This is a genomic window from Streptococcus sp. 1032, from assembly GCF_013277015.1.
In the GTDB taxonomy this organism is placed as follows: domain Bacteria; phylum Bacillota; class Bacilli; order Lactobacillales; family Streptococcaceae; genus Streptococcus.
In genome coordinates this window covers 94,069-107,584 of sequence record NZ_VMMD01000026.1, presented here as the reverse complement: position 1 = coordinate 107,584, position 13,516 = coordinate 94,069, and the positions used below count along the sequence as shown (strand labels likewise).

The following is a 13,516-nucleotide window of genomic DNA, read 5'->3' as shown; positions in this document are numbered from 1 at the left end:
ATGATAGAATAAGACTACTATGAAAAAAATATTTTTAACTTTATTAACTGTCTCCCTTTTAGGAGGTGCTTCTACTGCTGTTGCTCAAGATTTTACCATTGCCGCTAAACATGCGATTGCTGTTGAGGCAAATACTGGTAAAATTCTCTATGAGAAGGATGCAACGCAACCTGTCGAAATTGCTTCCATAACAAAATTGATTACTGTTTATCTGGTCTATGAAGCTCTGGAAAAGGGAAGTATTACCCTCTCCACTCCTGTAGATATTTCTGACTATCCTTATCAATTGACAACAAATTCTGAAGCCAGTAATGTTCCTATGGAGGCCCGTAATTATACTGTCGAAGAGTTGCTTGAAGCAACCCTGGTATCTAGTGCCAACAGCGCCGCTATTGCCCTAGCTGAGAAAATTGCTGGCTCTGAAAAAAACTTCGTTGATATGATGCGGGCCAAACTCCTGGAATGGGGAATCAAAGATGCCACGGTTGTCAATACAACTGGTCTGAACAACGAAACTCTCGGAGATAACATTTACCCAGGGTCTAATAAAGATGATGAAAATAAGCTCAGTGCTTATGATGTCGCTATCGTTGCCCGCAACCTCATCAAAAAATACCCACAAGTCTTGGAAATCACCAAAAAACCTTCTTCTACTTTTGCTGGAATGACAATTACTTCAACCAACTACATGTTAGAAGGTATGCCTGCTTACCGTGGTGGTTTTGATGGGCTAAAAACAGGAACAACAGATAAGGCTGGAGAGTCTTTTGTTGGTACTACTGTCGAAAAAGGCATGAGAGTCATCACAGTTGTTTTAAATGCAGACCATCAAGACAATAATCCCTACGCTCGGTTTACAGCTACATCTTCCCTAATGGATTATATTTCTTCTACATTTACACTTCGCAAAATCGTTCAGCAAGGCGATGCCTATCAAGATAGCAAAGCCCCTGTACAAGATGGAAAAGAAGATACGGTCACTGCAGTGGCCCCAGAGGATATCTATCTAATTGAGCGTATTGGGAATCAATCTTCCCAATCTGTTCAATTCACACCTGATTCCAAAGCAATCCCAGCACCACTTGAAGCTGGAACAGTGGTTGGCCATCTGACTTACGAAGACAAGGACTTGATCGGTCAAGGTTACATTACCACAGAACGTCCTAGTTTTGAAATGGTAGCAGAAAAGAATGTTGAAAAAGCCTTCTTCTTAAAAGTTTGGTGGAATCAGTTTATCCGATTTGTTAATGAGAAATTATAAAAAAATCGCGGTTTAAAATCGCGATTTTTTATTACAAATTCATCTTCAAGATCCTTGATTGGGGGTAAATCTAAAAACAAATTTTAACCGACTGATCCTTCCATTTCATAGCTAATCAAGCGGTTTAGCTCAACAGCATATTCCATTGGAAGCTCTTTTGTGAAGGGTTCTACAAATCCCATAACAATCATCTCAGTTGCCTCAGATTCTGACAATCCACGGCTCATGAGATAATAGAGTTGTTCTTCAGAAATCTTAGATACCTTAGCTTCGTGTTCCAAAGCTACTTGCGAGTTGTGAATTTCATTAAACGGAATGGTATCTGATGCTGACAAGTCATCCATGATAATGGTATCACACTCGATGTGAGAAACAGACTTCTTAGAGTTTTTGTTAAAGGTTACCTGTCCACGGTAGTCAACCTTTCCTCCGCCTTTAGCAATGGATTTAGACACAATAGACGAGCTAGTATGTGGAGCATTGTGGATCATCTTAGCACCCGTATCTTGGTGTTGCCCAGCATTGGCAAAGGCAATCGAAAGCATGGTACCACGCGCCCCTTCTCCATCAAGGTAAACAGATGGATATTTCATGGTTGTTTTAGCACCCAAGTTACCATCAATCCACTCAACAGTGGCATCCTTTTGAGCTTTAGCACGTTTGGTTACCAAGTTATAGACGTTATCAGACCAGTTTTGGATAGTCGTATAACGCATATAAGCTCCATCCAAGGCAAAGATTTCTACGATGGCCGCATGCAAGCTGTTACTTGAATAAGTTGGCGCTGTACATCCTTCTACGTAATGGACACTTGCTCCCTCATCAACGATAATCAAGGTACGTTCAAACTGACCAGTATTTTCGTTGTTGATACGGAAGTAAGTTTGAAGTGGAATATCTACCTTTACACCTTTTGGTACGTAGATAAAGGTTCCACCAGACCATACTGCTGAGTTGAGGGCAGCTAATTTGTTATCTGTTGGCGGTACCAACTTGGCAAAGTATTGTTTAAACAAGTCTGGGTATTCCTTGAGGGCAGAATCTGTATCTGTAAAGATAATCCCCAATTTCTGGAACTCTTCCTTCATGTTGTGGTAAACCACTTCTGACTCATACTGGGCAGAGGCACCTGCTAGATAGGCACGCTCAGCTTCCGGAATCCCAATACGTTCAAAGGTTTCTTTGATTTTTTCAGGAACGTCATCCCAAGAACGGGCTGGCTTATCAGATGGTTTTTGGTAGTAGATCAAGTCATCAAAGTCAATCTCTGACAAGTCTGCTCCCCAAGTTTGCATAGGCATTTTTTTGAAGGTTTCATAAGACTTCAAACGGAATTCTAACATCCACTCAGGTTCTCCCTTAGCAGCTGATAGTTCACGAATGACATCTTCATTCAATCCTTTTCCTGTCGATAGGACAGGCTCTACATCATCATGGAAACCAAATTTATATTCACCAAGGTCAATTGGTTTTGGTTCTACTCTTTCTTCAGCCATAATATCCTTTCTTTCATTCTTCATTTCTACTGATTCATAAGACAAAAGAAACTTGTCTTAGTTGTTTTCTTGATTTTCGATTGTTTTCTTAAGGGCGTTCCAAGCTAGGGTTGCACACTTGATTCGTTGCGGAAATTTGGCAACACCTGACAAAAAAGCTGCATCGCCTAGTTGGTCTTGGCGTTCATCTTTTTGTCCTTGAACCATTTCAGAAAAAATAGTCGCAAGTTCTAAAATTTCTTGCTTGGTCTTGCCCAAAACAGCATCTGTCATCATGCTTGCAGAGGCAGTTGAGATGGTACAACCTGAGTTTAGAAAAGCGATATTTTCCAAACAGTCATCTGCATCAAACTTGACAGAGAGATTGATGACATCGCCACAGGTCGGATTGTTGAGACTGATTTGTTCAGCATCTTCCAACTTTCCTTGATGATGTGGATTTTTCGAATGGTCCGCTACCACTGCCATATAAAGGCTATCTAGTTTAGAAAGTGCCATTGAAAAACTCCTTTGTCTTTTGTAAGGCATCGACTAGCTTGTCGCAATCTTCCTTGGTATTGTAGATATAAAAACTTGCACGAGCTGTTGCTGGAACATCCAAATACTGGAGCAAGGGTTGCGCACAGTGGTGACCCGCACGAACTGCCACACCTTCATAATCCAAAGCCGTTGCAAGGTCGTGAGGATGAAGGTCGCCTAGGTTAAAAGCAATGACACCTGAACGTTGAGCCAAGTCCTGTGAACCATAAATGGTCAGTCCTTCAATTGCCTGCAATTTTGGAAATACGTAGGCGATCAATTCCTGTTCATGGGCTTCAATGACATCCATACCAATCTTTTCCAGATAATCCACTGCGGCAGCAAGTCCGATTGCACCAGCCATGTTAGGAGTTCCAGCCTCGAATTTCCAAGGCAATTCCTTCCAACTAGCAGATTGTTCATAAACGAAATCAATCATCTCACCACCAAATTCAAGGGGTGACATTTGCTCCAGATACTTTTCTTTGCCGTAAAGAACACCGATACCAGTTGGACCAGCCATCTTGTGACCTGAAAAGGCAAAGAAGTCCACACCCAAGTCCTGAACATCAATCTTCATATGAGGCGTAGATTGAGCACCATCCACCACCATGATGGCTCCAACTTGGTGGGCTATTTGAGTGATTTCCTTGATAGGATTAACCACTCCAAGAACATTTGAGGCATGAGCTAGGGAGACAAATTTCACCTTATCAGTCAATTTAACTCGCAAGTCATCCATATCCAAGGCACCGTCCCTGAGATAAACATAGACAAGCTCTGCCCCAGTCTTACGGCAGGCTTCCTGCCATGGAATGATATTGGAATGGTGTTCCATGACAGAAATCAAAACTTGATCTCCCTCAGTCAGAATCTCCTCAGCAAAGCGAGCTACCCAGTTAAGACTGGTTGTCGTTCCTCTGGTAAAGAGAACTTCCTTTGTAGAGTCTGCATTGATAAACTTACGAATGGTTTCACGAGCCGCCTCATAAGAAGCTGTCGCCCTTTCTGCCAAGGTATGAACACCACGGTGAACATTGGCATTGTCCTTCTCATAGTAGCGGTTAATCGTTTCAAGAACAGCTAGTGGTTTTTGTGTCGTTGCAGCATTGTCTAAATAGACCAATGGCTCATCGTTGACAATCTGGTCTAAAATTGGAAAATCCTTGCGAATCGCTTCTACATCTAACATAGGCTACCCCTTAGCGTTTTGACAATTTTTCTTCGATAGTCGCAATCATTTCATCACGAACTTCCTTGACTGGAATCTCAACGATAACGGAGCCAAGGAAACCACGGACAACCAAACGTTCTGCAGTTGCCTTATCCAAGCCACGGCTCATGAGGTAGTACATATCTTCTGGATCCACCTGACCGATAGAAGCCGCGTGTCCTGCAGTAACATCATTTTCATCAATCAAAAGAATTGGGTTAGCATCTGAACGCGCTTGGTCTGAAAGCATGAGAACACGACTTTCTTGTTGCGCATCTGCTCCCTTAGCACCCTTGATGATGTGACCGATACCATTGAAAGTCAAAGTTGCTTTTTCAAGAATAACCCCATGTTGAAGGATATTTCCAATTGAGTTGCAACCATAGTTGGTTACACGAGTATCAATCCCTTGTACCTGACGGCCACTTGAAAGAGCTACAACCTTGAGATCTGCATGGCTACCATTTCCAATCAAGTCGCTATCAAAGTCAGCAACAACATTCCCTTCGTTCATGACACCAATCGCCCAGTCAATACTTGCATCGTTGCCTAATTTACCACGACGGCTAATGTAAGCAGTGACGTTTTCACCTAGACGGTCAATCGCAGCAAACTTCACTTGAGCACCAGAACGTGCAATCACTTCGACAGTGATGTTTGCAGTTGCTTTTGTACTTCCTTCACCACGTGACTCTAAACGCTCCAGATAACTAATCTTAGAATTTTTACCAGCGATAATCATAATATGCTTGTTAAACGGTACATCGCTATCGCTGTCTTGGTAGAAAATACCTTCGATTGGTTCTTTAATCTCAACATTATCAGGAATATAGAGGACAGCACCACTATTGAAATAAGCTGTATGGTAGGCTGCCAACTTATCATCGTCATACTTGACAGATGACATGAATAATTCCTCAACAAGCTCTGGAATTTCTTCTAAAGCTGAATGGAAGTCTGTAAAGACGACACCCTGTTGAGCCAACTCAACTGGAATTTGCTCAAAAACAGTTTGCGTTCCTACTTGCACCAACTTCAAGTGGTTATCTAAAGTTGTGAAATCTGGAACATTTACTGATGGCTCGCTTTCTGTAATCGTTCCATCACCCAGATTCCAACGGTGGAATTTGACACGCTCAATAACTGGTAATTCCAAAGTCTCAATCTTGTCAAAAGCTTTTTGACGGAGGTCAGCCAACCAGCTTGGTTCAGCGTGCATTTCTGAAAAAAGTTTAATATTTTCTTTAGTCATTTACTTCTCCTAAAAGATACGAGGGAATTACAATTCTTCCTTGTAGTCGTAGCCAAGTTCTTCAGCTAGTTTTGCGTATCCTTCACGCTCCAAACGCGCAGCCAATTCTGGACCACCAGAAAGGACAACACGACCTTCCATCATGACGTGTACCACGTCTGGTGTGATGTAGTTCAAAAGACGTTGGTAGTGAGTGATAATCATAGCACCAAAGCCTTCACCACGCATAGCATTGACACCTTTTGATACGACTTTAAGAGCGTCAATATCAAGACCAGAGTCAATCTCATCCAAAAGGGCAAAAGTTGGTTCCAACATCAAAAGTTGAAGAATTTCATTTCGTTTTTTCTCACCACCAGAGAAACCTTCATTGAGATAACGTTCAGCCATTTCTTCTTTCATGTTGAGCAATTCCATTTTCTCGTCCAACTTAGTGATAAACTCACGAACTGAAATCTTTTCATCATCTTCTTTACCAGCATTCATAGCGGCACGAAGAAACTCAGCATTGGTAATTCCAGGAATTTCAGATGGGTATTGCATAGCAAGGAAAAGTCCCATACGCGCACGCTCATCCACTTCCAACTCAAGGATGTTTACGCCATCAAACAAAACTTCACCTTTGGTTACTTCATAGTTTGGATTTCCCATGATAGCGGCAGAAAGAGTCGATTTACCTGTACCATTTGGTCCCATGATAGCGGCAATTTCTCCTGTTTTCAGGGTCAGGTTCACCCCTTTTAAAATTTCTTTTCCTTCAATCTCAACGTGAAGATCTTTGATTTCTAATACTGACATGATAGTTCCTTTCTTTTTCAAGACCTTTACAGTGCTTACTAGAAACATACTAGTTGTCTCTAGAAAATACGGTAATACTCAATGAAAATCAAAGAGCAAACTAGGAAGCTAGCCGCAGGTTGCTCAAAGTACCGCTTTGAGGTTGCAGATAAAGCTGACGTGGTTTGAAGAGATTTTCGAAGAGTATAAAAGGTCAATAAATATACTTTTATAGTATAACAAAAAAAAGCCTAAAAGGCTTTGATTTTGTCTGGAAGCTGAGGGCTAGTCTTTCCTATTAAAATGCTGATCGATGACATCAACGATTTTGCCCATCACATAACTGACACGAAAATTTCTGAAGAGTAAAATTGCCCAAAAGGCTGCCATAATATAGCGGCCAGTCATCCAGGCTTCATTGAAAAAATAGGTCTCAGCAGCTGTAAACAGCGCCATAATAATAAATTGTTGTTTATTCATAAATTTATTGTATCATGAAATCTTTCTTTAGTCTTCCTCTACCTTCACTTTATCAGCCAAAAATTCAAATCCTTCTGGAATCAGACTTTCTTCTGCTTCTTTTTCAGTTTGAGAAGATTTGGCTTTGGCTGAAAAGGCTGCGCGAACTTCTTTCCATTCCTCCATGGAAATAGCTAAAATCTCAGGTGAAAAACCTGCTGCCTGACTGAGGATGTTGCCAAACATAGTGTTGAGATTGTCCCGTTTCATGGTTTGACCAGCATTAAAGTTAGACTCAAAAGCAAGAATTGCATGGTGTTCATTGGCCGCAACCGGTTGAGAACCAACCAGCAAAGCCTTATCCGGCCCACCTAGACTTTCAATTACCTCTCCCCAGGCATTCTGCAAGCGAATCAGGTTTTGACGTGCCAAATCAGGATTTTCGACAGCCTCTTGTAAGATAGATTGCACTTTATTGCGATCTACACGATAGACTGTTTTGCCCGTAGCTGGACGACTAGGAGCTGGACTTGTTGGCTTGGATACAGTTCCCACATTTGCGAGTTCTTGTTTGAGACGTGTCACTTCCTGTCTCAGCGTAGCAATTTCATGTTCAACTGCCCCAGAAAGAGCTAGTTCAGGCTTAATCTCTGCTAAACGGATGGTCATCATCTCAGCATAAATCTTGGGCTGCAAACTAGACTTAATATCTGCTAAACTCACTGTCGCTAAGCGAATCATTTCAAACAGATTTTCCTGAGGAAGTGCCAAATTTTCTACAAAGACTGGACTATGATGAGTATTTTCTCCCCCTGTTTGAACAATTAACAAGTCTCTTAAATAGTGCAAAAGGTCGGTCACAAAACGGGTCATGCTCTTACCATTATCAAAAAGAAGATTCAAGCAAGACAAAGCTTTGGGAACATCCTGTTGAGACAAGGCAGCCACATAATCATCCAAGGCTGATAGGCTAATGGTGCCAGTAATTTCTTCAGAGATGGCAGTCGTCAATTCATTTCCCTGTGTCAAACTCAGGGCTTGATCCAAAATAGACAAGGCGTCCCGCATTCCACCTTCCGCTCGTCTGGCAATGATTTCCACAGCCTCTGGTTCAGAACTGATATTTTCTTTTTCTAAGATATAGTGGATATGTTCCTTAATATCCTGTGTCTTAATTGATTTAAACTCAAAACGTTGCACACGGGATAAAATAGTAGCAGGAATCTTGTGCAATTCAGTAGTGGCCAAAATAAAGACTACATTCTGTGTTGGCTCTTCCAGCGTCTTTAGGAGGGCATTAAAAGCCCCTGTAGACAGCATGTGAACCTCATCTATGATATAAACCTTATAACGAGCAAGACTAGGGGCATAGGTAGATTTATCACGAATTTCACGGATTTCATCCACCCCATTATTAGAGGCCGCATCCATTTCAATGACATCTTCTAAACTACCATCCGTCACTGCCTGACAAATATAGCAGTTATTGCAAGGTTCGCCACCCACTTGATTGGGACAGTTCATAGCCTTAGCAAAAATCTTAGCTACACTGGTTTTTCCTGTTCCCCGTGGACCAGAAAAAAGATAGGCATGACTTATTTTCTCTTGCTCTACTGCTTGTTTAAGAGTCTTAGCCACAACTTCTTGACCAACCAACTGGGAGAAGTTTTGACTTCTATATTTTCGATAAAGTGCTTGATACATTAAGATTTTTCCTCAAACATTGTAAAGTCCCATTCCGTCTTTTCAAGCAAAATCGCGACAAATTGTTCCAAATAATCTCGATCCATAGCATCGTAATCCTCAATCTCTGAAGAATCCAGATCCAGAACTCCAAGTAACTGACCATTCTTCATCATCGGCACCACAATTTCACTTTTAGCTAGACTGTCACAAGAAATATAGTTGGGATAGGTCGTCACATCTCCAACAATAACAGTTTCCTGAAAGTGAGCTGCCTCACCACAAACACCCTTGCCTAGTGCAATACGGATGCAGGAAACACCTCCTTGGAAGGGACCTAAAACCAATTCCTTTCCATCGAACAAATAAAAACCTGCAAATACGGTATTAGGAAAACGTGATTTTATGAGAGCACTGGCGTTGGAAAGATTAGCCAAAACATTGGTTTCGCCTTCCAATAGGAAGGACAATTCTTCATTTAACATTTGATAACGTGATTGTTTTTCTGATTTTAACATAGAACTATTATATCAAAAAAGGAGCCGAGACAAAAGAAAAATCCCTTGTTTAGTAAACAAAGGATTTTGTGAATTTTCAATTTGATTAAAGTTCGATATCACCAAATAAATCAGCCATTGAGAATCCTGTTTGTGTTTCTGGAAGTTCAAAATCACGTTTTTCTTGACGTTTTGGACGACGTGGACGAGCAGCACGTTTTTCTTCTTTTTGTCCTTCTTCTTGAGCTGGACGCTCTTCAAGAGCTTTAATAGAAAGTGATACGCGCTCTGCATCTGAGTTAACTTCAAGAACTTTAACTTGAACTTCTTGACCTACTTTAAGAGCTTCTTTTGGATTTTCAATACGTTTGTGTGAAATTTGTGATACGTGAACAAGTCCATCAATACCTGGCAATACTTCAACAAATGCACCGAAGTCAGTCAAACGTTTAACTGTTCCTTCTACTACATCACCTTTAGCCAATTTTTGCTCAACGCCATCCCATGGTCCAGGTGTTGTTGCTTTAAGTGAAAGTGATACACGTCCTTCTTCTTCGTTAAGATCAAGGATTTTCACTTCAATTTCTTCACCAACAGTTACAACTGATTTTGGTGATACGTTACGTTCATGTGACAATTCAGTCAAGTGAACCAATCCATCAACACCACCAAGGTCGATGAAAGCACCAAAGCTTGTGATACGGGCAACTTTACCAGCTACAACATCACCAACAGCCAATTTACCGAATACTTCAGCGCGAGCTGCTGCTGTAGCTGCTTCAACAACTTCACGACGTGAAAGGATGAAGCGGTTTTCTTTAGCGTCAACTTCTTTGATTTTAGCATCAAATTCTTGACCTACAAAACGCTCAGTGTTACGTACGAAACGAGTATCCAACATTGAAGCTGGGATAAATCCACGAACACCTTCAAATTCTACTGAAAGTCCACCTTTAACGGCACGAGTTCCTTTAACAGTAACAACTTCTTCTTCGCGACCAACAAGTTTGTCCCATGCTTTGCGAGCTTCAAGGCGTTTTTTAGATACAAGGTATGTAACTGTATCAGTATCTTTACCAACTACTTGACGAAGTACAAGAACATCCAATACTTCTCCTACTTTAACAAAGTCATTGATATCTGCATCGCGATCGTTTGTCAATTCGCGAAGAGTCAAGACACCTTCAACACCAGTTCCAGAGATTGCAACGTTAGCTTGAGTCGCATCAACTGTCAATACTTCAGCACTAACAACATCACCAGTCTCAACTTGGCTAACGCTATTTAGCAAATCTTCAAATTCGTTCATCTAAAAAATCCTCCAACAATCAAGTTTTTCTTAAACTTGACATACTTATAATTTTTTTCCTAAGCACCCGCAAGGACATGTTCATATCATTCACGTCTTTCAATTATAAAAATAAAATACCCTAAGATATTTTGCTTTTTATCTTGATTATTACCTAAGAACTGGGGTAGCTGGATTCGAACCAACGCATGAGGGAGTCAAAGTCCCTTGCCTTACCGCTTGGCTATACCCCATTGATAAAATGGAGAGAGAGGGATTCGAACCCCCGAACCCGAAGGAGCGGATTTACAGTCCGCCGCGTTTAGCCTCTTCGCTATCTCTCCTACAATCAACATGGACTATTATATCATGAAAATTTCAAAAAAACAAGACTTATTTTGCTAAATTATAATTTTCAATCAAAATTTCCACAGCTTTTTCCAATTTTTTATAAAAACTATCGACATTCCCATTCTTTATGATGGCAAATTGTCCATCTAATTCGGCAATTTCTCCGATAACTTTTTTACCAATGGTCAAGGTATAACCTTCAAAACTGTCTTTTCCTACATTAACCTTGGCATCTGCTACTTGAATTTCGATTTTTTTATCTTTCTTACTCATTTCATACCTCTCTTCACTTTTTCTATTTTACAAGAAAATCCTAAAACTAGCAAGAAAAAACTCTATATCAGGCTTGTCTGACATAGAGTTTTATGTAAACAACCTCAATCAATTTAGCATAGCTAATAGTTAGTAAACAAGCATAATTGACTATCCTTTTTAGGTTATCAGTGAGTCTCACCACCTACTAACTGCAAATCCTTATCTTTGTAGTCTACAATAGCTTCAATAGCTACCTCTATGCCTCTTACAATATCACATAGACTCATTCCTGCAGTATTCGGCTTATTTACTACTTGTTCCATCATATATGGAATATGCATGAAACCTGCTCTCATATTAGGGAATTTTTTATCCACTAAATAAAGAGCTTGGTACATCAAATGATTGCAAACAAAGGTTCCTGCACTATTGGATACAACTGCCGGAAGTCCCTGTTTTTTAATAGCTTGTACCATCGCTTTGATAGGTAAACTACTAAAATAGGCCGATGCTCCATCAATACGAATCGGTGTATCAATTGGTTGATTGCCTTCGTTATCAGGTATGCGAGCATCATCTTGATTAATAGCCACTCGTTCAGGTGTTAAACCTGTCCTGCCGCCTGCTTGTCCAATACAAAGTACAGCATCTGGTTGATATCGTAATATTTCTGCCTCTAAAACTTCTGACGACTTATAAAAAACCGTTGGAATTTCTACCCAGCGAACTTCGGCCCCATTAATCTCAGATGGTAATAATTTTACAGCCTCCAAAGCTGGATTAATCTTTTCACCTCCAAAAGGATTAAAACCTGTAACCAATATTTTCATTTTATTTTCCTTTACTAAAATGCGAGAAAGTACATTAAGAATATGTGAATAACAATCATTACTAGCGCAACACCTGCTTGAGCCTTTATAACGCCATTCTGATCTTTCATATCCATCAATGCTGCTGGTAGAGCGTTAAAATTAGCAGCCATTGGGGTCAATAAGGTCCCACAATAACCTGCTGTCATGGCAAGAGCACCAGCCACAATTGGATTAGCTCCCAGAGCAAATACAAAGGGAACTCCAACACCTGCTGTAATAACGGTGAATGCTGCAAAAGCATTTCCCATAATCATTGTGAATAGAACCATTCCAAGAACATAGGCCAAAACTCCTATAAAGCGACTATCTGAAGGAACAATACCGCTAATCAGATGAGAGATAACATCACCAACACCTGCTACAGTAAAAATAGCCCCCAAAGCCCCTAATAATTGGGGAACAATCCCACTTGTTGAAACTTGCTGAGTCATTCGATTATTTTCTGATAACAAACTCTTAGGGTGACTATTGGTAATCACAAGAACAGAAATTGTAGCAAATAAGGCGGCAAGGCTAATCGAAATCTTGCTAAATTCTGGAATCATTTGCGCTAAGACCAACGCAAGTATTGCCATCAGCATAACTGGAATAAAAATTTTATTTTTCAATCTGTTAGATTCAATATTGGCTTTCATTTCATCTAAGGATGGCAAGGTTCCGATACGGACTTGCTTAAACAATGTTAACAGCGATAATATGATTACAATAATACCAATACTCATATTTGGCATATAGGAACCACCTATAAACGTAATAGCCAATAGAGTCCAAAATGCAGATGTTCCAAATCGGACTGGGTTTGTTTTATCTTTATAACTACAATAGGCTGTATGGAGAAATTGACAACCAATCACAATATAGGTCAACTCTAATAGTTGCTTTGCCAACTCTGTCATTTTTGTTCTCCTCCCCTAGTCTTTTCTGATGTCAATTTTTTATCAAATAAATAATTATAAATCCCCACTACAATAAGTGTTATAACAGCAACAATAATAGATGCAGAAGCAATCCCTGCATAATTACTTTCATAGCCTAACTGATCTAATGTTCCCCCTATCAAGAGGACTCCCCCAGCACCTACAAACGTATTTTGAGCAAAGAAATTTCCAAAATTTTCATTTGCAGCCGCACGCGCTTTTATTGCCTCATCTTCAACCTCTGTTAACTTTCTACCTAATTGAGACTCTGCTGCTGCTTCTCCCATAGGTTGAACCAAAGGTCTGACAAACTGAGGGTGTCCTCCTAGACGAATTGAAAAGAAACCAGCTAACTCTCGAATAAAGAAATAAACTGTATAGAAGTTTCCAACTGTCAGACCTTTAATCTTTCGAATCAAATCAATTGATCGTTGCTTGAGTCCAAAGGTTTCTGACAGCCCCACAAGAGGCAAGGTAACCATAAAAATCGTGAGCACTCGCTGATTGCTAAATTCTTTTCCCAAAATCTCCAAAAATTCAACAAGAGAAACACCTGAAACTAAAGCTGTAACCAAACCAGCTAAGACTACTGTTGCAATTGTATCAAACTTTAAAATAAAACCCACAACAATGATTGCTATTCCTATTAGTTTAATCCACTCCATATCAAACTCCT

General features: G+C 40.3%; 14 protein-coding genes and 2 tRNA genes. 1 reads left to right on the top strand and 15 read right to left on the bottom strand.

The features are described 5' to 3' along the window. Positions 1-19 precede the first annotated feature (19 nt). A complete protein-coding gene (gene pbp3, locus HT711_RS09440) occupies positions 20-1,261 on the top strand; it encodes a D-alanyl-D-alanine carboxypeptidase PBP3 (protein WP_173217559.1) in 1,242 nt (413 codons plus the stop codon). Between the two features lie 83 nt (positions 1,262-1,344). Here pbp3 and sufB read toward each other — a convergent pair whose 3' ends face one another. From sufB to HT711_RS09365, 15 genes are all read right to left on the bottom strand, one after another. Continuing rightward, a complete protein-coding gene (gene sufB / locus HT711_RS09435) occupies positions 1,345-2,757 on the bottom strand; it encodes a Fe-S cluster assembly protein SufB (RefSeq protein WP_000797050.1) in 1,413 nt (470 codons plus the stop codon). A gap of 57 nt (positions 2,758-2,814) precedes the next feature. After that, complete coding sequence (gene sufU / locus HT711_RS09430; RefSeq protein WP_173214244.1) at positions 2,815-3,255, bottom strand: Fe-S cluster assembly sulfur transfer protein SufU; 441 nt, start codon at positions 3,253-3,255, stop codon at positions 2,815-2,817. Then, complete coding sequence (locus HT711_RS09425) at positions 3,242-4,468, bottom strand: cysteine desulfurase (RefSeq protein ID WP_173233843.1); 1,227 nt, start codon at positions 4,466-4,468, stop codon at positions 3,242-3,244. Before HT711_RS09425 ends, sufU begins: the two co-directional genes overlap by 14 nt. A 10-nt stretch (positions 4,469-4,478) precedes the next feature. Further along, positions 4,479-5,741: a Fe-S cluster assembly protein SufD gene (gene sufD, locus HT711_RS09420; protein ID WP_101514360.1), complete on the bottom strand. Its 1,263-nt coding sequence runs from the start codon at positions 5,739-5,741 to the stop codon at positions 4,479-4,481. A gap of 27 nt (positions 5,742-5,768) precedes the next feature. Further along, complete coding sequence (sufC, locus tag HT711_RS09415; RefSeq protein ID WP_000114489.1) at positions 5,769-6,539, bottom strand: Fe-S cluster assembly ATPase SufC; 771 nt, start codon at positions 6,537-6,539, stop codon at positions 5,769-5,771. Positions 6,540-6,803: 264 nt separating this feature from the next. Continuing rightward, on the bottom strand, positions 6,804-6,998 hold the full coding sequence (locus HT711_RS09410) for a DUF3272 domain-containing protein (protein WP_001041547.1): 195 nt from the start codon (positions 6,996-6,998) through the stop codon (positions 6,804-6,806). A gap of 27 nt (positions 6,999-7,025) precedes the next feature. Continuing rightward, positions 7,026-8,681: a DNA polymerase III subunit gamma/tau gene (dnaX, locus tag HT711_RS09405; RefSeq protein ID WP_050222942.1), complete on the bottom strand. Its 1,656-nt coding sequence runs from the start codon at positions 8,679-8,681 to the stop codon at positions 7,026-7,028. Further along, positions 8,681-9,178: a GAF domain-containing protein gene (locus tag HT711_RS09400; RefSeq protein WP_120007857.1), complete on the bottom strand. Its 498-nt coding sequence runs from the start codon at positions 9,176-9,178 to the stop codon at positions 8,681-8,683. The genes dnaX and HT711_RS09400 overlap by 1 nt, the downstream gene beginning before the upstream one ends. Before the next feature lie 85 nt (positions 9,179-9,263). Next, on the bottom strand, positions 9,264-10,466 hold the full coding sequence (gene rpsA / locus HT711_RS09395) for a 30S ribosomal protein S1 (protein WP_173233841.1): 1,203 nt from the start codon (positions 10,464-10,466) through the stop codon (positions 9,264-9,266). A gap of 161 nt (positions 10,467-10,627) precedes the next feature. After that, a tRNA-Gln gene (locus HT711_RS09390) sits at positions 10,628-10,699 on the bottom strand. A gap of 9 nt (positions 10,700-10,708) precedes the next feature. Beyond that, positions 10,709-10,789 (bottom strand) — tRNA-Tyr (locus HT711_RS09385). A 49-nt stretch (positions 10,790-10,838) separates the two neighbouring features. Further along, positions 10,839-11,069 (bottom strand): DUF2969 domain-containing protein, encoded by a 231-nt coding sequence (locus HT711_RS09380; RefSeq protein WP_000037113.1) that lies wholly within the window; start codon positions 11,067-11,069, stop codon positions 10,839-10,841. A 167-nt stretch (positions 11,070-11,236) separates the two neighbouring features. Then, positions 11,237-11,881 carry a pyroglutamyl-peptidase I gene (pcp, locus tag HT711_RS09375; protein WP_000699369.1) on the bottom strand — a complete coding sequence of 215 codons (645 nt, stop codon included), beginning with the start codon at positions 11,879-11,881 and terminating at the stop codon, positions 11,237-11,239. A gap of 14 nt (positions 11,882-11,895) precedes the next feature. Then, entirely contained in the window at positions 11,896-12,819 is a 924-nt protein-coding gene (locus tag HT711_RS09370; protein ID WP_120007861.1) for a DUF979 domain-containing protein, read from the bottom strand. Next, entirely contained in the window at positions 12,816-13,505 is a 690-nt protein-coding gene (locus tag HT711_RS09365) for a DUF969 domain-containing protein (protein WP_057487179.1), read from the bottom strand. The genes HT711_RS09370 and HT711_RS09365 overlap by 4 nt, the downstream gene beginning before the upstream one ends. Positions 13,506-13,516 lie beyond the last annotated feature (11 nt).

Bases quoted from the DNA above. Each gene is read 5' to 3' on its own strand.
- HT711_RS09380 (WP_000037113.1), bottom strand. From the start codon at position 11,069: ATGAGTAAGAAAGATAAAAAAATCGAAATTCAAGTAGCAGATGCCAAG.
- pcp (WP_000699369.1), bottom strand. From the start codon at position 11,881: ATGAAAATATTGGTTACAGGTTTTAATCCTTTTGGAGGTGAAAAGATT.
- sufU (WP_173214244.1), bottom strand. From the start codon at position 3,255: ATGGCACTTTCTAAACTAGATAGCCTTTATATGGCAGTGGTAGCGGAC.
- HT711_RS09370 (WP_120007861.1), bottom strand. From the start codon at position 12,819: ATGACAGAGTTGGCAAAGCAACTATTAGAGTTGACCTATATTGTGATT.
- HT711_RS09400 (WP_120007857.1), bottom strand. From the start codon at position 9,178: ATGTTAAAATCAGAAAAACAATCACGTTATCAAATGTTAAATGAAGAA.
- HT711_RS09410 (WP_001041547.1), bottom strand. From the start codon at position 6,998: ATGAATAAACAACAATTTATTATTATGGCGCTGTTTACAGCTGCTGAG.
- sufD (WP_101514360.1), bottom strand. From the start codon at position 5,741: ATGACTAAAGAAAATATTAAACTTTTTTCAGAAATGCACGCTGAACCA.
- HT711_RS09365 (WP_057487179.1), bottom strand. From the start codon at position 13,505: ATGGAGTGGATTAAACTAATAGGAATAGCAATCATTGTTGTGGGTTTT.
- dnaX (WP_050222942.1), bottom strand. From the start codon at position 8,681: ATGTATCAAGCACTTTATCGAAAATATAGAAGTCAAAACTTCTCCCAG.
- rpsA (WP_173233841.1), bottom strand. From the start codon at position 10,466: ATGAACGAATTTGAAGATTTGCTAAATAGCGTTAGCCAAGTTGAGACT.
- pbp3 (WP_173217559.1), top strand. From the start codon at position 20: ATGAAAAAAATATTTTTAACTTTATTAACTGTCTCCCTTTTAGGAGGT.
- sufC (WP_000114489.1), bottom strand. From the start codon at position 6,539: ATGTCAGTATTAGAAATCAAAGATCTTCACGTTGAGATTGAAGGAAAA.
- HT711_RS09425 (WP_173233843.1), bottom strand. From the start codon at position 4,468: ATGTTAGATGTAGAAGCGATTCGCAAGGATTTTCCAATTTTAGACCAG.
- sufB (WP_000797050.1), bottom strand. From the start codon at position 2,757: ATGGCTGAAGAAAGAGTAGAACCAAAACCAATTGACCTTGGTGAATAT.